The following is a 17,174-nucleotide window of genomic DNA, read 5'->3' as shown; positions in this document are numbered from 1 at the left end:
CGGTTGGGACGCTGTTCCGTCGATGTTCGGACGGAAATTCACGCCCCGTCGTCGGCCTTCGCTTCGTCCGCTTCCTTGCCCAACCTCGCCTCGACGGCCTGCGGCTCGTACATCTCCTCGACGACGCGCAGGTAGAGCTCGTTGGGGTTGGGCAGGTTCTTGATCTCACGGAGTGCCTGCTCCTGGCCCGCGGACTCCAGCACGAAGGTGCCGTAGTTGAGCGCGCGCCCGGTCGGGGTCTGCTCGTACTTCATGTCGGTCACCCGGGCCAGCGGCATCATCGCGACCTTGCGGGTGATGATGCCGGTGACGACCATCACCCGCTTGTTGGTGAGGATGAAGCGGTCGTACCACCAGTCGGCGACCTTCCACGCGACCCAGCCCATCACGGCGAACCAGAGCAGCACCGCGATGGTGGTCAGCGCGCCCACGTCCTGTCCGGCGAGGAAGCCGGAGAGGTAGCCGAGGACGAAGGTCGCGGCGATGCCCACGAGGATCGGCGTGGTGAGGTGAATCCAGTGCCGCTTCCACTCGCCCCGGTAGCGCTCGGTGGGGAAGAGGTAGCGAGCCACGAGCGAGCTGGGCTCGTCCTCCAGCGGGAGGACCCGCCGAGGGCCGAGCGGCATGCCGGAGGCGTCGACCCGAAGGCCGGCCAGCTCGTCCTCCGAGATCTGCGGAGGCTGGTAGGTGGCCTCGGGGTCACGGACCCAGGCACGCCCGGCGGGCTGCTCGCTCGCGTACGGGCCGTCGCCGTAGCCGGCGTCGTCCGAGAAGGAGGGGCCGTCGGAGGGGCCCGGGCGTGAACTCGGCCCGCCGTCGGGCCGGATTCGGGGAATCGGCTCCGTGTCTCGATCCCGACGCGCCCGGTCAGGGTCGTCGGGGTCGAAGGGGGGACCGGAGGGGCTTCCCATCGGAGGCTAGGCGATGAGGTTGGTGAAGAAGTCGCCGAAGCCTTGGGCGATGTCCATGATGCCGCCACCGATCGACTTGAAGACGTCTGCCGCCGAGTTCGGCCGGTAGGCGACAAAGAAGATCAAGAATGCGATACCGGCCCAGGTGAGGACCTTCTTGACCATGGCGGGCCATCCTCTCGCGCGGCGCCGGGTCCATTTACCGCAGCGGTACCCAGAGTATCAGTTAGATGTCGTACAGTGAATCTTTGCGTCCGTTCCCTGACAGAACGGGAGACTTGTCAGGCCTTCCCGTGCAAGTACGGAGACGGTGCGCCGTACACGAGCTCGGACGGCCGCCACTGCGTGAGGTCGTGAAGCTCCACGTCCTCGGCGAGCAGATGCCCCGCACTCGCCGGCCAGGCTATCGCATGAAGCCACAATCCCCGAGCCTCGCCGGCGTACGCGCTTCGATCCGTCGGCGAATTCACGAGCCACAGTGGAGTCGGGTGGCCGGCCACCCGGATCCTGGCCTGCCCGACGTGCTCCGGGTGCCCCGGTCCGGGTTCGTTGAGCGCCTCGGCGAGCTCCGGGCCCGGGTCGGGGCCCGCCATCCCGGCGAGCCGGGTGCCCAGGCCGACGCCCGGCTCCTCGGCCACGAAGACCACGTCGGCCGGGCCGCCACCGAACGGCTCGGGCCCGGCGCAGGCGAGGGCGGTGGCCCGCACCCCGGTCCGCTCGTCCCCGGCGTACGCCAGGCCGGTGAGCGTCCAGCCAGGCGGCAGCGGCCAGGGGCACCAGACCGGCGTGGCCGGCCCCGTACCGGGCGCGGCGGCGGCGATCCGGTCCACCACGCTGGCCAGGATCTCCGCGCCGATGTGTTCGGGCACGTGCAGCGGCGGGACCGGCCCGCAGCGCAGGCACCGCCACTCGGTGTTCATCAGGTCGGGCTCCCGCACCGAACCGCCACACCTCGGACAACTCACCGCGACACTCACGTTCCCACCGTCGCCCCCCGACGGTGGTCCGTCAAGTCGGGCAGCCGATTCCCCGGCGGGCCGGGCCCAATTTCCTCCGGCTGGGTGCAGCCGCGGGCGGGGGGTTGCCGGGCTCAGTCGGGGGGCGGACCGGCGTGGGCTCGGATCCACGCGTGCATGGCGATGCCGCTGGCCACGCCGGCGTTGATCGACCGGGTCGAGCCGTACTGGGCGATCGAGAAGAGCTGGTCGCAGGCGGCCCGGGCCGCCTCGGACAGCCCCGGCCCCTCCTGACCGAAGATCAGCGCGCACCGACGCGGCAGGGTGGTCGTCTCCAGCGGCCGGGAACCGGGCAGGTTGTCGATGCCGACCACCGTCAGGCCCCGCCCCGCCGCCCAGCCGACAAACTCCTCGATCGTCTCGTGGTGCCGGACGTGCTGGTAGCGGTCGGTCACCATGGCGCCCCGCCGGTTCCACCGCCGCCTCCCCACGATGTGCACCTCGGCGGCGAGGAAGGCGTTGGCGTTGCGGACCACCGTGCCGATGTTGAAGTCGTGCTGCCAGTTCTCGATGGCCACGTGGAAGTCGTGCCGGCGCCGGTCGAGGTCGACCACCACGGCCTCTCGCCGCCAGTACCGGTACCGGTCGACCACGTTGCGCCGGTCGCCCTCGGCGAGCAGCTCCGGGTCGTACCGCGGATCGTCCGGGAGGTCGCCGGGCCACGGCCCCACACCGACGTCGAGCTGGTCACCGGTCACGGTCTGAAGAGGGTACGGTCCGCCGCGCCCTCTGCGTGCCGTGGGGTGACCCGACCGGGGCGCGGACGGGCGGCCGGCGGCCTGCTCAGCCGAGGTCGAGCGCCCCGCCGAGCCGGTCCAGGAAACGCCGGTCGGCCGGCGCGACGGGGCCGCCCGCCGGGGCCGGTGCGCCGGTGGTGCCGACCCGGCAGACCCGGCCCGCCACCGACTGCGCCCACTGCCGGTACGCGGCCGAGTCTGCCGGGTCGGCCCGCCGGCGCAGCACCCGCACCGCGGCCCGACAGGCGGCCAACAGGTCGACGAGGTCGGCGAGCCGGTCGGCCGGGGCGGTCGGCCCGTCGGGTCGGGCGTAGATGTCGGCCACCACGGCGCGGACCAGGTCGCTGTCGGAGGCTCGCCCCGCCGCGACGGCTTCCAGGCCGGCGAGCCCGGCGGCGACACCCCGCGGCGGACGCCCGGAGGAGTGCCTGGCCGCGGCCACCAGCACCCGGCCGGGGAGGCCGGTCAGCAGCTCCCACTCGGCGACGGAGTAGACGGCGGTGGTCAGCGGCGCGGCGCGGCGGCCGGCAGAGGGCGGCTCTCCGGCGACGGAGTGGCTCATGGGGACCTCCGGCGCCAGCATATGCCCCCGACCAGGGGAAGTGTCCCCAGCCACGGAAGACGGCGGGGAAGCAACCCGGTGTCGGACGGGAGGGTCAGCGCGGTTCGGGGAAACTCGGCCGCTCGGGGTCGATGCCCTCGGCGACCGCGGTCTCGGCGTACTCCCGCTTGGGGACCATCACCCGCCGGCGAAAGACGCAGACCATGGTGCCGTCCTGCTTGTAGCCACGGGTCTCCACCGAGATGATCCCCCGGTCCGGCTTCGACCCGGACTCGCGCTTGTCCAGCACGGTGGTTTCGCCGTAGATCGTGTCGCCGTGGAAGGTCGGGGCCACGTGCCGTAGCGACTCGACCTCGAGGTTGGCGATGGCCTTGCCGCTGACGTCCGGCACCGACATGCCGAGCAGCAGGGAGTAGATGTAGTTGCCGACCACCACGTTGCGCTTGAACTGGCTGGCCGACTCGGCGTAGTGGGCATCCAGGTGCAGAGGGTGGTGGTTCATGGTGAGCAGGCAAAAGAGGTGGTCGTCGTACTCGGTGACGGTCTTGCCCGGCCAGTGCCGGTAGACCGCGCCGACCTCGAACTCCTCGTAGTAACGGCCGAACTGCATCGATGCCCCCTTCACGGCGGCGACGGAGTTCGGGCCAGCATGCCTTATCGACTGTTAAGGCGGGGCGCGGAGCGAGGTGGGGAAATGTCACACCGTCGGCACCCGGGGGGAGACGCAATGAGCGGCGGGGCCCTCCCCGGCACCCGCCGCCCACGCTCTGATGGGGAAGATTCTGCCGCACAGCAGTGCCCCGCGAACAGAGACCGACGTCACATTTACCTTTTCGTAACAATACTCTGCGTAATTATTGACGAGGTCGGGAGCGATCTTTGCAGGTCGGATAGTCGCTTGTCAGGCCTCAGATCACCAATGACCTCCGGCCGACTACGCCACCAGCCCTGGAAGCGCTCCCATCACGGCTCGTCACGCAATTGCGTCCTGCATGTGCGTCCTGCAGATCGGAACTGACAGATAGAAGTCGATATCCTGGGTCACCACCCGGCCGGTCGGCGGGTTTCGCCGCCGACCGGCCGGGAATTCGTCAGGACCCGTCCTGGTTCCAGGGGACGTACGTGATTCCGCGGTGATCGGAGAGTGCAATGGCAACCGTTGAGCTGACCACGACGAACTTCGACGAGGTGGCGGGCAACGACGGCATCGTCCTCGTCGACTTCTGGGCCGAATGGTGCGGTCCGTGCAAGCGGTTCGCCCCGGTCTACGAGCGCTCCTCGGAGAAGCACTCGGACATCGTCTTCGGCAAGGTCGACACCGAGGCGCAGCAGGAACTGGGCGCCAAGTTCGACATCCAGTCGATCCCGACGATCATGGCGATTCGGGACGGCGTGATCGTCTTCGCCCAGCCGGGTGCCCTGCCCGAGTCGGCCCTGGAGAACCTCATCGAGCAGGTTCAGGGCCTCGACATGGACGACGTCCGCAAGAAGCTGGCCGAGCACAGCCACTGAGCTGAGCCGTCCGACGGCCGGGCCCCGACCTGGGGGTCCGGCCATTGTCGTGCCCGGGCGAAGTCACCGGTACGGCCGGTGCACCCCGGCCGTCGGAGGGATCCCTGCGGCTCTTTCCACCCCGTATCGTCCTGAACCGATGGAAACCTTGACCCGCCGTGGCCGGGCGATCCGGCTGGGTGCCATCGCGCTGGGCCTCGCCGTGCTGCTCGGGTCCTCGCCGTGCTCGCCGCGACCGGGCGCGCCCACCGGCTGCTCGGCTGGACGGTCTTCGCGCTCTACCTGGAGTGGGGGGCGACCCGCCGGGCCGTAGAGCCGCTCCCGCGCCTCCTGCGGCAGCGAGCACGCGGCGGTCCCGCCCGGCAGCCGGTGCCGGTTGCGGGCCACCCAGCGGTACACCGGCCAGGCCGCCGCACGGACCGGTGGGAACCGCAGGCCGGCCCCGGCGACCCGCCAGAGCGGCCCGCTGTCGCCGAGCAACCGGGCGATCGCGTCCGGGCCGGCGGCCCGGGAGCCGTCCGCGCCGACCCACTGCACGGCCTGCTCGCATTCTTCGGCGGTCAGGCCGAGCGCGTCGAGGTCGACGAACTGCCAGGGCAGCACCCGGGCCCTCGTGGGGATGCGCCGCGAGATGAACTCCGCACACGTCGTGCAGAACGCGCAGTCGCCGTCGTAGACGAAGTTCGACGTCTCCATGCCTCCATCCTCCCCCGGCGGTCGACACGCCGGATGTCCGGCAGGTCGCTTGCGCTTCGTTCGCACACATGTTCGAATGATGGTCGTGCGCCGGGCCGCCCCTCTCCGCTCCCCCGGACGAGGGCGGTCCCGAGCGGGCAGCGCCAGCGACGCCACCCCTGCCGCTGGCGCTGCCCGGCGCTACGTCGTCACCGCAGGAACTGCTACGTCGTCACCGCACGCGCGGCTGAGCGGCGGGGCTAGAGTCGTCGGGTGCGCACCGCTCAGCAGATCCTCACCGACTCCGCCGTGATCGCCGTCGTGGGCGCGTCCCGCGATCCCGGCAAGGCCGCGCACCAGGTGCCGGCACAGATGCAGCGGCATGGCTGGCGGATCATCCCGGTCAACCCGACGGTCGACGAGCTGTTCGGCGAGCGGGCGTACGCGTCGTTGGCCGACATCCCGCACCCGGTCGACCTGGTCGACGTGTTCCGCCCGGCCCGGGACGCGATCGAGGTGGTCCGCGAGGCGGTGGCGATCGGAGCGCCCGCGGTCTGGTTGCAGCTCGGGATCGTCTCGGCGGAGGCGCGGCGGATCGCCGAGGAGGCCGGTATCGACTACGTCGAGGACCGCTGCCTCATCGTCGAGCGCGCCGCCGCCGGGCTGACCCGCCTCGGCTGACCCCCGCCTCACCCGGCCATCGGCCGGCTCAGAGCTTGTACTCCTTGAGCAGACCGCGGGAGATGATGGTCTTCTGGATCTCCGAGGTGCCCTCGCCGATGAGCAGGAACGGGGCCTCCCGCATCAGCCGCTCGATCTCGTACTCCTTGGAGTAGCCGTAGCCGCCGTGGATGCGGAACGCCTCCTGGACCACCTCGGCGCAGTACTCGGAGGCGAGCAGCTTGGCCATTCCGGCCTCGACGTCGTTGCGCTGGCCGGCGTCCTTGAGCCGGGCGGCGTTGACCATGAGGGCGTGCGCGGCCTCGATCTTCGTGCCCATCTCGGCGAGCTTGAAGGCGATCGCCTGGTGCTTCGCCAGCGGCTGGCCAAAGGTCTTCCGCTGCTGGGCGTAGGCGACGGCCAACTCGAAGGCGCGGATGGAGATGCCGCAGGCGCGGGCGGCGACGTTGACCCGGCCGACCTCGATGCCGTCCATCATCTGATAGAAGCCGCGGCCGACCTTCTCCTCGCCGCCGAGCACGGCGGAGGCTGGCACGGTCACCCCGTCGAGGACCATCTCGGTGGTCTCGACGCCCTTGTAGCCCATCTTGTCGATCTTGCCGGGGATGGTGAGGCCCGGCGCGGTCTCGCCGAAACCGGGCTCCTTCTCCAGCAGGAACGTGCTCATGTTGCCGTAGACCGAGTCGGCGCCGGTGTCGGTCTTGACCAGGGTGGCCACCACCGAGGAGTACGCCCCGTTGGTCAGCCACATCTTCTGGCCGTTGAGGACGTAGTCGTCACCGTCGCGGACCGCCTTCGACTTGATCGCCGAGACGTCGGAGCCGCACTCCGGCTCAGACATGGAGAAGGCGCCGCGCACCTCGCCGGTGGCCATCCTCGGCAGCAGCCGGGCCTGCTGCTCGGCGGAGCCGTGCTGGGAGATCAGGTACGCCACGATGAAGTGGGTGTTGACGATTCCGGAGATCGACATCCAGCCCCGGGAGAGCTCCTCGACCACCAGGGCGTAGGTCAGCAGGGACTCGCCGAGGCCGCCGTGCTCCTCGGCGATGGTGAGGCCGAAGAGCCCCATCTCGCGCATGCCGTCAAGGATGTCGGTGGGGTACTCGTCGGCGTGCTCCAACCGCTGGGCGTGCGGGATGATCTCCTTGTCGGCGAACTCCCGGACGGTTTCCAGGATCGACCGCTGCACGTCGGTCAGGCCGGGCGTCTGGGCGAGTCGGGCCATCTCAGCCTCCAGGGGATCGGCGCATTACTCATGGGTAACTGAACGCTCGGTAAGTATCGACCTCCGGGACCGGCGAGGCCAAGGTGGCCGGTCCACCCAACCGCTGTGAAAAGCTTCACCGCTGCCGGTAGCGTCCGCAATACAGGCCAGGTCACGGCGGGTGTGCGGGAGGTACGGGATGAGTCAGCCACCGCAGGAGCCGGACCAGCCACCGTCGCCGTACGAGCCTCCGCCGGGCGGGCCCGCCCAGTACGGGCCGCACGTACAGCCCGGGCAGTACGGCCCCCCGCCGGGCTACGGGCAGTACGGCCAGCAGTCGGGCCCTGTCCGGGGGACGAACATCCTCGCCGTGCTGTCGCTGGTCTTCGCGTTCGTCTTCGCGCCCGCCGGCATCGTGCTCGGTCACGTGGCCAAGCGGCAGATCCGGCGCACCGGCGAGGAGGGCGACCAGCTCGCCACCTGGGGGTTGATCCTCGGGTACCTGTTCACCGTGATCGGCCTGGTGGCCTGCTGCGGCTGGATCGCGCTGCTGAGTTGGGGCGGCTCCGACGGCGGCTCGTACCGCTGACGCCGGGGCGACTCCCCTGGCGGGTCAGCGGAACTGCGCCTCCCGGACGCTGTTGCCGCCGTCCACCACGAGCATCTGACCCGTGATGTACGAGGCGGCCGGCGAGCAGAGGAACGCGATGGCGGCGGCCACCTCGTCCGGGGTGCCGGGGCGGCCCACCGGCGTGCCGAGCCCCTGCCGGATCTCCGCCACCGTGGAGGCCGCCGTGTGGATCGTCCCCGGGGCCACCGAGTTCACCGTGACCCCGTCGGCGATCATCTCCATCGCCAGTGCCCGGGTCAGCCCGACGACTCCCGCCTTCGCGGCCGCGTACGCCGCCTCGGTGGGCAGGGCGTTGACCGGGCCGGCGGTGGCCGCGAGGTTGACGATCCGCCCCCAGCCCCGCTCGGCCATCCCACCGATGAACGCCCGGCTGCACAGGAACGCGGTGCTCAGGTTCCGGTCGATCTCGCCGCGCCACTCCTCGTAGCTGAGCTGGGCCACCGGGCGCAGCACCTCGGGGCTGGCCCGGCTGGCCAGGCCGGCGTTGTTGACCAGCACCTCCACGTCGCCGAGCTGCTCGGTGACCGCGTCGGCGAGAGCGCCGACCTCCGACTCGTCGGTGAGGTCGGCGACAAAGCCGGTCACCTTCAGCTCGCCGGCCCGGTCGTGGATGCGCCGGGTGGTCGAGACGATGGCCACCCGGGCACCCAGGTCGGCCAGCCGGCGGGCCGTGGCGTACCCGATGCCGTCGGCGCTTCCAGCCCCGGTGACCAGGGCGACCTTGCCGTCGAGCCGCATGGTGACCGGATCGGTCAGCGGCGCCGGCGCGTCCTGGTCGGTGCGGGCCGTCCCGGCGGTGGCCCGGTTGTGTCGGGCCGCCGGTCGGCTCACGTCCTGTCGCGGTCGGCTGCCGGCAAGGTCCGCTGCCCGCGTGTCTGTCGCCATGCCGCGATCCTGCCCGCTCGGACCCCGCTGGGCAATGCGGCACCCCGCCGGGCGAGGCGGCACCCGTTGACGGGCGCACCGGTTGTGGGTGGGCCTGGCTACCCTGACCGCGCACCCTCGACAGACGGAGAGAACCGATGACATATCCGCCGCCGCCCGGCAATGACCCCTGGTCCCCGCCCACCCCGCCGGTCGACCCCACCCTGCCGGTGAGCGGGCAGCCGACGGGCCCGGACCCGTACACGGGGATCGACCCGTACGCGGGGATGAAGTCGGAGCAGGCTGCCCCGGCCCACGTCGACCCGTACGCCGCGCCCGGCTACGCACCGGCCGGCTATCCGGCTGCGGGCTACCCGGCTGCGGGCTACCCCGGTTACGGCTACCCGCCGCCGCAGAAGACCAACGGGATGGCCATCGCGGCGCTGGTGCTCGCCCTGGTCGGCATCGCGTCCTGCATCACCGCGCCGATCGGCGCGATCCTCGGTCACGTCGCCCAGAAGCAGATTCGGCAGACCGGCGAGGGCGGCGAGGGGATGGCGAAGGCCGCCATCATCATCGGCTGGATCCTCACCGGCCTGATGGTGCTGGGGATCATCTTCTACATCGTGATCATCGTCATCGCGGTCTCCTCGGGCAGCACGAGCAGCAGCACCAGCGGCTACTGACCGGGCCGGCCGGCCCGGCGAGGGGTGCCGCCCCGAGGACTCCGGGGCGGCACCGGCTCACTACGCCGGCGGGGTGAAGCTGGACGTGCGGGTCATCCCGGCCGCGCGGCCCTTGGCCGCGATCACCAGGGCCATCTTGCGGGACGCCTCGTCAATCATCTCGTCGCCGAGCATCACCGCGCCGAGCCGGCCGCCGGCCTCCGAGGTGTAGTGCCCGTACGCGTCGAGGATCAGCTCCGCGTGGTCGTAGTCGGCCTGAGCCGGCGAGTAGACCTCGTTCGCGGCGTCGATCTGCCCCGGGTGCAGCACCCATTTGCCGTCGAAGCCCAGCGCGGCCGACCGGCTGGCCACCTCCCGGAACGCGTCGACGTCCCGGATCTGCAGGAACGGGCCGTCGATGGCCTGCTTGTCGTGCATCCGGGCAGCCATCAGGATGCGCATCAGGATGTAGTGGTACGGGTCGCCCGGGTAGTCGGGGATGAGCGCGCCGACCACCAGGGACCTCATGTTGATCGAGGCCATGAAGTCGGCCGGGCCGAAGATGATGGTCTCCACCCGGGGCGACGCGGCGGCGATGGCGTCGATGTTCACCAGGCCCGCGGCGTTCTCGATCTGCGCCTCGATGCCGATCCGGCCGACCTCCAGGCCGAGGGTCCGCTCGATCTGGGTGAGCGTCAGGTCCAGCCACTGCACCTGGGCGGCGTTCTGCACCTTGGGCAGCATGACGCAGTCCAGGTTGGCGCCGGCCCCCTCGACGACCTCGATCACGTCCCGGTACGTCCACGGCGTGGTGAGGTCGTTGACCCGGACCACCCGGGTCTTGCCGGCCCAGTCGCCCTCGTTGAGCGCGGCCACGATGTTCTTGCGTGCGTCCGGCTTGGCCAGCGGGGCGACCGCGTCCTCCAGGTCGAGAAACACCTGGTCGGCGGGGAGCCCCTGGGCCTTGCCGAGCATCTTGACGTTGGAGCCCGGCACGGCGAGGCAGGACCTGCGGGGACGACCGACAGCGGCCATGGATGCGCTCCTTCCGACGTCCGGCGGGGCATGCCGACGCCACCTGAATGACAACCGGAGAACTTAACGATCCCAAAGGTGATGGTGACGCCACGGTAACCTCGTGCCGTGACCGAGGTGAATGGACCTGTGGAAGATCTCACTGGGCGTCGAACCGTGGTGGTGACCGGGGCGAGTTCCGGCATCGGGTTGGCCGCCGCCGTGTACCTGGCCTGCCGGGGCGACCGGGTGGTGATGGTCGGCCGGGATCCGGCCAGGCTCCAGGCCGCCGGCGACCAGGTACGGGACGCCAGCGGCGAGCGGCCCGAACTGTTCCGGGCCGACTTCGCGGTCCTCGACGACGTACGGGGGCTGGCCGAACGGCTGCGCGCCGCGTACGACCGGATCGACGTGCTGGCCAACAACGCCGGGGCGATCGTGCTGCACCCGGTCACCACGGTCGACGGGTTCGAGCTGTCGATGCAGGCCAACCACCTGGCCCCGTTCCTGCTCAGCACCCTGCTGCGGGACCGGGTCGGCCGGCTGGTGGTCACCGCCTCCGGGGCGCACCGCAGCGGCGTACTGGACCCGGGCGACCTCAACGCCACCCTGCGCGGCTACCGCCCGATGCGCGCGTACGGCACCAGTAAGCAGGCGAACATCCTGTTCACCGCCGAGGCGGCGCGGCGCTGGGCCGACATCCCGGCGTACTGCTTCCACCCCGGGGTGGTGCGGACCCGGTTCGGCGCGGACAGCCGGCTGGTGGCCCTCGGCATGCGGGTCCTGCCGTTCCGCAGCCCGGAGAAGGGCGCGGAGACGTTGGTCTGGCTCGCCGACCAGCCCTCGGCCCGACTGGTCAACGGCGGCTACTACGCCGACCGGCGGCCCCGCCGCCCGCTGCGCAAGGCCGCTGACGCGCAGCTCGCCGCCCGCCTCTGGACGGCCAGCGCGAAGGCAGTCGGCATAGCGGCGTGACGACCGGGGCGGGCGAACAGGACCCGCCCGCCGTCAGGACCCGCCGCGTGCGCCCATTGGGCAGCCAGGAGCCGGCCCCGGCCAACACGATTCACCCATTTCTCCCATAGTGCCCTATTTGGGTGGATAGGATTTTAAATGCATTAGATGACCACATTTCGCATTTCAGGAGGTTTCATGAGGAAGAGGCTTCTCCCCGTTGCCCTGGCCGGTGTGGTGTTGGCCGCCGGGCTCGCCACTCCGGCATCCGCGGCTCCGGGAGACACCATCGTCACCCTCACCGTCGTCGGTGCCGGTGGTCTCACGATCACGGTTCCCGCCTCGGCGAACCTGGGCACCGGAACGGAGAGCAGCACGGTGTCCGGGCCGCTGGGGCCGGTCACCGTCCTGGACCAGCGGGCGTCGCTGACCCCGAACTGGACCGCCAGCGTCATCGCCACCGACTTCACCACCGGTGGTGGCACCGCTTCGGAGACCATCCCGAACATCAACGTCACCTACTGGTCCGGGCCCGCCACCGCCACCTCTGGCACCGGCACCTTCACGCCCGGCCAGCAGACGGCAGCCGACGCGGTGATCATCAACGTTCCGCGGACGGCGTTCAGCCACACCGGGGGCACCGGCAGCAACTTCGCGTCCTGGAATCCCACGGTGGCGGTCGCGATTCCCTCGGGCACCGTCGGCGGTCTCTACACCGGGACGGTGACACATTCGGTGCTCTGACCCCGCCCGTCGGCTGGCACTGCTGGCCTCCGTCGCCGTCCTGGCGCTCGGGGTGCCGGCGGTGCCGGCCGACGCCGTGCGCGGGGAGCCGCACCAGCGGGAAGACGACATCCCGGGGCTGGGGATCCAACTCCTGGACATTCCGGTCGCCCGCGTCGAGGATCCGCGGGCGCGGGCCTACATCGTGGATCACCTCAAGCCGGGTACAACCATCCATCGGCGGGTCGAGGTCCGCAACACCTCGGCCGAGCGCCAGCGCGTCGCGCTTTACGCCGGCGCCGCGGCGGTCGAGGGGAACGCGTTCACCGTCTCCGACGGTCGCACCGGCAACGAGCTCACCGGTTGGGTGACCCTGGAGTCGACCAGCGTCGACCTGCCACCCGGTGGGAGCGAACCCGTCGAGGTCACCATCGCCGTGCCGAAATCCGCGTCGAAGGGTGAGCGGTACGGGGCGGTCTGGGCGCAGATCACCAGTCGGCCGAAGGATGCTGGCAACATCAGCCAGATCCACCGAGTCGGCATCCGGATGTATCTCGACATCGGGCCTGGTGGTGAACCGCCAACGGACTTCCGGATCGACGCCCTGGCGGCGGAGCGGGGCACCGGGCCGTGGCCCATGGTCACCGCCCGGGTCACCAACACGGGCGGCCGGGCGCTGGACATGGGCGGAACCCTGTCCCTGGCGAACGAGTCGGGTGCGGTCCGGGCCGGTCCGTTCACCGTGACGAAGGGTGTGACCATCCTCCCCGGCGAGAATGGCCAGGTCGGCGTGGAACTCAACCAAACCCTGCCGGCGGGCCGGTGGGACGTGCGGCTGACGCTGGTCAGCGGGACCGTGGAGCACACCGCGGAGGGCCGCATCACCCTGCCGGTCGCGGCGGATGTGGTTCCGGTGAAGTCCGCCATGTCGCGCTGGATCGCGTTGTCCCTCGGCGCCGGCACGGCACTGCTGGCACTCGTCACGGCCATCCTCTGGTACCTCGCCCGTCGGCGCGGCCCATTCCGGGTCGGTGCCCGGATCGCCTGACCCAGGGCTGTCCACCCCGGGGAGACGCGACCTGGCCGCAAAAGCGCTCCCTCCATCTGAATATCGGTCATATCTCCCAAACAGCGTATAGGGTGACTTTCATGTTCCCTTGGTGCTGCTGGTCGGCCCGACGCTCCTACGGGCTCTCGCGTCGTCCCGGGCTACGGACGCAACTCCGGCGCGGGCAACCCCGACGCCAAGCTCGGATGGAGGACCGATGATCGCCCAAGACAGGAATGGCCGCGCGGCCGGCCGGAGGAACCTCCTCCGGCCGGCCGTCGTGGTTGTGGCCCTGGCCTTGGCCGTAACGACCTCCAGCGCCCCGCCTGTCACGGCAGGCCGTCCAGCCGGGCCCAGGGCCGCCCAGGCCGCCACCCCACCGCCGGCATCCACTGGCGTCACTTTCGAAGTGGTTCCGACGCAGCCGCCTGTTCCGCCGACGCAGCCACCGGCCCCACCGACGCAGCCGCCTGTTTCGCCGACGCCCAGCCCGAGCTCGTCCGGTGGGCACCTGCCGGTTACCGGAAGCGACCCGGAACCTGGCTGGCTGCTGGCCCTTGGTGCCCTACTTGTCCTCGGCGGCGCCTTGATCACCGCCTGCGTGCGCCGGCACGTCCGACGGCACTCCTGACCCCGCCGCCACAGCTCGTACGTCGGCAGCGGGGATGCGGCCTACACCACCGAATGCGTCACCGTGGCCGTATAGCTGCCTGCTACCAGGGCCGACGGAAAGGTCAATAGCAGAGTGGGGTTCCAGGAGGCCGAGTTCGTGGCGGCCTGGCCGGACCAGCGACCGGCGGTCTGGCTCGTGGCGAGGGCGACACCCGGCTGGGGTACGAAGATGCCAGTGCCGGTCGTCGCCAGCGCCGGTCCCGAGGAATAGGTGACGCTGCCGTTGGGGATGACCTCACCGGTGGAGCCCGCGCCCGTCGTGAAGTTCGTGATGGACACGGTCGCGGTCCAGTTGCCGGACGCCGGCCCACGGTCGTCGGTCACCGTGACGACGCCGAGCCGGCCTGACCTCGATCCCGCATCGGCGCTGACCGTTCCCAGCGAGGCCAGGTCGGGCACGCTGATCGTGAGGCCGCCGAGCTGGTTGATCAGCAAGGTGACCGCCTGGGTGGCACTCTGCCCGGACGAGTCGACCACCCGGACGGTGAACGGAAACGTGCCGGCGGTGGTCGGCGTGCCGGACAACAGCCCAGTTGCCGGGTTGAGGGTCAGACCGGGGGGCAGGGCACCGACGCTGATCGACCAGACGAACGGCGCGGTGCCACCGGTCACGGTCAACTGGTCGCTGTAGACGACACCGACCTCGCCGAGCGGCGGCGGCGGGAAGGCCAGGGCCGGTGGGGCGTTGACCGTCACCGGGGACGAGGCGGCGGAGGCCGGGCCGGTGCCGGCGGCGTTGGTCGCGGCCACCCGGAAGGTGTACGTGGTGCCGGCCGCCAGCCCGGTGATCGTCTGGGTGGTGGGCGAGGCGGGAAAGTTCCGGCTCGGCTGGGCGACCCCGGCGATGTACGGGGTGACCAGGTAGCTGGTGATCGCCGATCCGTTGTTGGCCGGGGCGGTCCAGCTGAGTGTGGCGGCGTTGCTGCCCGCGCTGACCGCGGTGATCGTCGGCGCCGCGGGCAGCGCATACGGGACGACCGCCGCGGAGGCCGGGCTGTTCGCGCCGGTGCCGAGCGCGTTCACCGCCGCAACCTGAAAGGTGTACGACGCTCCCGCGGTAAGTCCGGTCAGGGTGCGGGTGGTGGTGAGGGCGTCGAACGACTGCGTTGGCTGCGTCCCTCCATTGCGGGTCGGGGTGATCACGTACCCAGTGATCGGACTGCCGTTGCTGGCTGGGGCGGTCCAGGTCACGGTGGCGCTGGTGATCCCCGCCGTCGCGGTCGGCGCAGCGGGCGCAGCAGGCGGGGAGGTGTAGACGTAGCTCGCCGATCCCGCTGTCCCCCGGGTGACGACGGTGACGTTCACCGTGGCCGCGGACGCCCGGGCTGGCATCGAGGAGATGCCGAGGGTGCCGTCGGTGTTGACGGTGAAACACCCGGCAGCCGGGCCGGACGGACATGGCAGGAGTACCACCGATGTGCCGGCCTGCTGTTGAGCGGTGGTGCCGATCTCGATCGCCGTTGCCCCGGCGATGTTGCTGCCGCCGACGGTCACCGCGATGCCGCCCGCGATCGGACTCGACGCCGGGGTGACGATGACGCCGCTCGGCGCGGCGGGTGGAATGCCCGGGGTGGTGGACGACGAGTAGCCCGGGTTCGCGTCGTTGGACGACGAGGTAGCTACCGACGCGGTCTGGATCAGCGTGGGTGTCACCCCCGTACCGGTCACGATCGCCACCACCGTGATCGGCGGTAGGGAGGTGCCGTTGGCGAACGGCCCGTTGCTGTTGGTGCAGGTGATGGTCTGTCCGGCCGGTGCTCCGCACCCCCAACCGGAACCGAACGCCCCGGCCGGGACGACTCCGGCCGGCAGCGTCTGGGTAACCGAGATCGGAGCCGTCTCGTTGACCCCGGCGTCGACGCCGGCGGTGATGGAGTAGGTGACCGGATCCCCACGCTGCGGGGACGGGCCGGTGTAGCTGGTCTGCGACACGTTCAGATCGGGCACCGGGTTGAACGTGGTCGCGACGGTGTTGTCCACCTCGTGGAAGTCGGTCAGCGAACCGGTCGAACCGACCCACCCGAACGCGAGTTGCTTTGGAACGCCGTTGGCGTTCAGCCAACTCGCCGACGGATACAGCGTGGGCGACACCACCGGAAGCACCCCTGACAGGGTCCTCGACGCCCCACCCACCGGTGTGAACCTGACCAGATACCGGCCGGCGGGAACCGTGATCCCCGAGACGGTGGTGAACGCCGCCGCGGTCGGGTTGATCACCACCTCGACCGGCACCAGGGAGGCCGCCCGGGTGGTCGCCCGCAACGCCAGTGCCGGCGACGACGTGGTGGTGGCGGTGCTGCTGACCGCACAGTAGCCGACCGAATTCCGGCCCGGCCCACGAATCACGACCTGGCCGGGTACCTTTCCGCCGGTGGTGGAGATGTACGGCGGGTTCGTACAGCCGGTGCCCTGATAGGTGCTGTTACTGAAGTTGCCGAAGACGTCGATGCCGATACCCAGATAGCCGTTCGACAGGCCCGCAGTGCCGCCGCTGGACGCCGCCGAGTAGCCGAGCGCCCCTCCGGGTTGTCCGATGACGGACGGCGACAACGGATTGGCGGGATCAACCGCAGCCAGCACGAAGGCGAGCCCGTCAGCGGGCGTGCTGCTGCCGCCGTACTGGTAGGTGTTGAACGTGACATCCAAACCCTGCGAGGTCGGCACGCTTACGGCGCCGAAAACCCCGCCCTCCTTGAACAAACCGGTGTCCGTCAGCCGGAGCTTGCCCGCACCCTGCGGATCGTTAGACGTTGGACAGCTGGTCAGCGGACCCACCGTGGAGTTCCCCGCGGCAGTCAAGCAGGCGGCGTTGCCCCCAACGCCAGCAGGCACAGCCGGCAGCGCCACCGCACCGGTACCGTCTGCGGTGTTGTTATGGAACGGCTGGTTGAACAGGATCGAACCGACCGCCACAGCCACCCCGGGCGCGACCACCAGGATGCCGGCGGTCAGGGCGACCGCCATCGCGACAGCCACCAACACACGGGGGTGACGTGAGAATGACATCCTGCTCCCAGGCCCAATCGAAACCCTCGAAGGCTCGTCAGCGAATCCACGAAGGCGTCGCCACCAGTAGGACACGCTCAGCCACGCGAAAGGTGATGGCGATTCTGAATATCTCTCTTAATACAACCAACTCATGCTGCCCTATGCACCATATAGAACATTTAGGGTCATCGCCCAGGAATGGAGCTGACGTCAATATCGAGCAGATCCAGACAGGGCGGGCGATCGTCCGCCCGCGTCATCTCATCCCACCACTCACCGAGGATGGCAACCATCCGTAGCCGCCGAGGCCAGGCGGC

The 17,174-nt window shown here is 70.5% G+C and carries 17 protein-coding genes and 1 pseudogene; 7 read left to right on the top strand and 11 right to left on the bottom strand.

Annotated features, from left to right (window positions below; all coding sequences use genetic code 11):
- Positions 1-38 precede the first annotated feature (38 nt).
- The 6 genes from SNR22_RS07210 to SNR22_RS07185 all read right to left on the bottom strand — a co-directional run bounded on the left by SNR22_RS07210 (position 39) and on the right by SNR22_RS07185 (position 3,836).
- Positions 39-911 (bottom strand): PH domain-containing protein, encoded by an 873-nt coding sequence (locus SNR22_RS07210; protein ID WP_320065695.1) that lies wholly within the window; start codon positions 909-911, stop codon positions 39-41.
- Between the two features lie 6 nt (positions 912-917).
- Positions 918-1,076, bottom strand: coding sequence for a hypothetical protein (locus SNR22_RS07205; RefSeq protein WP_320065694.1), 159 nt, complete (start codon positions 1,074-1,076; stop codon positions 918-920).
- Positions 1,077-1,192: 116 nt separating this feature from the next.
- Positions 1,193-1,876 (bottom strand): DUF6758 family protein, encoded by a 684-nt coding sequence (locus tag SNR22_RS07200; RefSeq protein ID WP_320066003.1) that lies wholly within the window; start codon positions 1,874-1,876, stop codon positions 1,193-1,195.
- A 125-nt stretch (positions 1,877-2,001) separates the two neighbouring features.
- Positions 2,002-2,625, bottom strand: a complete 624-nt coding sequence (locus SNR22_RS07195) for an RNA methyltransferase (protein WP_320065693.1) — start codon at positions 2,623-2,625, stop codon at positions 2,002-2,004.
- Positions 2,626-2,710: 85 nt separating this feature from the next.
- Entirely contained in the window at positions 2,711-3,247 is a 537-nt protein-coding gene (locus SNR22_RS07190; protein WP_320065692.1) for a hypothetical protein, read from the bottom strand.
- A 73-nt stretch (positions 3,248-3,320) separates the two neighbouring features.
- Positions 3,321-3,836 (bottom strand): MaoC family dehydratase, encoded by a 516-nt coding sequence (locus SNR22_RS07185; RefSeq protein ID WP_320065691.1) that lies wholly within the window; start codon positions 3,834-3,836, stop codon positions 3,321-3,323.
- Positions 3,837-4,375: 539 nt separating this feature from the next.
- On the opposite strand from SNR22_RS07185, the gene trxA reads away from it, so the two are divergent.
- Positions 4,376-4,738, top strand: coding sequence for a thioredoxin (trxA, locus tag SNR22_RS07180; protein ID WP_320065690.1), 363 nt, complete (start codon positions 4,376-4,378; stop codon positions 4,736-4,738).
- A gap of 306 nt (positions 4,739-5,044) precedes the next feature.
- On the opposite strand, the pseudogene SNR22_RS07175 reads toward trxA, so the two are convergent.
- Positions 5,045-5,434 (bottom strand): annotated as a pseudogene (locus SNR22_RS07175) (thiol-disulfide oxidoreductase DCC family protein); the annotation flags it as partial.
- A gap of 252 nt (positions 5,435-5,686) precedes the next feature.
- On the opposite strand from SNR22_RS07175, the gene SNR22_RS07170 reads away from it, so the two are divergent.
- Complete coding sequence (locus tag SNR22_RS07170; protein ID WP_320065689.1) at positions 5,687-6,094, top strand: CoA-binding protein; 408 nt, start codon at positions 5,687-5,689, stop codon at positions 6,092-6,094.
- Positions 6,095-6,122: 28 nt separating this feature from the next.
- Here the strand turns inward: SNR22_RS07170 and SNR22_RS07165 are convergent, their stop codons facing one another.
- Entirely contained in the window at positions 6,123-7,319 is a 1,197-nt protein-coding gene (locus tag SNR22_RS07165; RefSeq protein ID WP_320065688.1) for an acyl-CoA dehydrogenase family protein, read from the bottom strand.
- A gap of 178 nt (positions 7,320-7,497) precedes the next feature.
- Here SNR22_RS07165 and SNR22_RS07160 point away from each other — a divergent pair, with 178 nt between their 5' ends.
- Complete coding sequence (locus tag SNR22_RS07160; protein ID WP_320065687.1) at positions 7,498-7,887, top strand: DUF4190 domain-containing protein; 390 nt, start codon at positions 7,498-7,500, stop codon at positions 7,885-7,887.
- 24 nt (positions 7,888-7,911) lie between these two features.
- Here the strand turns inward: SNR22_RS07160 and SNR22_RS07155 are convergent, their stop codons facing one another.
- The gene (locus tag SNR22_RS07155) at positions 7,912-8,814 is read right to left on the bottom strand and encodes an SDR family NAD(P)-dependent oxidoreductase (RefSeq protein ID WP_320065686.1); all 903 of its coding nucleotides are present in this window, start codon (positions 8,812-8,814) and stop codon (positions 7,912-7,914) included.
- Between the two features lie 137 nt (positions 8,815-8,951).
- Between SNR22_RS07155 and SNR22_RS07150 the strand changes: the two genes are divergently transcribed.
- Positions 8,952-9,479, top strand: a complete 528-nt coding sequence (locus SNR22_RS07150; protein WP_320065685.1) for a DUF4190 domain-containing protein — start codon at positions 8,952-8,954, stop codon at positions 9,477-9,479.
- Positions 9,480-9,539: 60 nt separating this feature from the next.
- Here the strand turns inward: SNR22_RS07150 and SNR22_RS07145 are convergent, their stop codons facing one another.
- On the bottom strand, positions 9,540-10,493 hold the full coding sequence (locus tag SNR22_RS07145) for a CoA ester lyase (RefSeq protein WP_320065684.1): 954 nt from the start codon (positions 10,491-10,493) through the stop codon (positions 9,540-9,542).
- Positions 10,494-10,622: 129 nt separating this feature from the next.
- Between SNR22_RS07145 and SNR22_RS07140 the strand changes: the two genes are divergently transcribed.
- From SNR22_RS07140 to SNR22_RS07130, 3 genes are all read left to right on the top strand, one after another.
- A complete protein-coding gene (locus SNR22_RS07140; protein WP_320065683.1) occupies positions 10,623-11,447 on the top strand; it encodes an SDR family NAD(P)-dependent oxidoreductase in 825 nt (274 codons plus the stop codon).
- A 177-nt stretch (positions 11,448-11,624) separates the two neighbouring features.
- Positions 11,625-12,170: a hypothetical protein gene (locus SNR22_RS07135; protein WP_320065682.1), complete on the top strand. Its 546-nt coding sequence runs from the start codon at positions 11,625-11,627 to the stop codon at positions 12,168-12,170.
- A gap of 61 nt (positions 12,171-12,231) precedes the next feature.
- Entirely contained in the window at positions 12,232-13,197 is a 966-nt protein-coding gene (locus SNR22_RS07130) for a hypothetical protein (RefSeq protein WP_320065681.1), read from the top strand.
- Positions 13,198-13,869: 672 nt separating this feature from the next.
- Here SNR22_RS07130 and SNR22_RS07125 read toward each other — a convergent pair.
- On the bottom strand, positions 13,870-16,845 hold the full coding sequence (locus SNR22_RS07125; RefSeq protein WP_320065680.1) for a fibronectin type III domain-containing protein: 2,976 nt from the start codon (positions 16,843-16,845) through the stop codon (positions 13,870-13,872).
- Positions 16,846-17,174: the final 329 nt, after the last annotated feature.

The sequence above is a fragment of the Micromonospora sp. RTGN7 genome, from assembly GCF_033804645.1.
Taxonomy (GTDB): Bacteria; Actinomycetota; Actinomycetes; order Mycobacteriales; family Micromonosporaceae; genus Micromonospora.
This window is presented reverse-complemented; position numbering and strand designations above follow the sequence as displayed.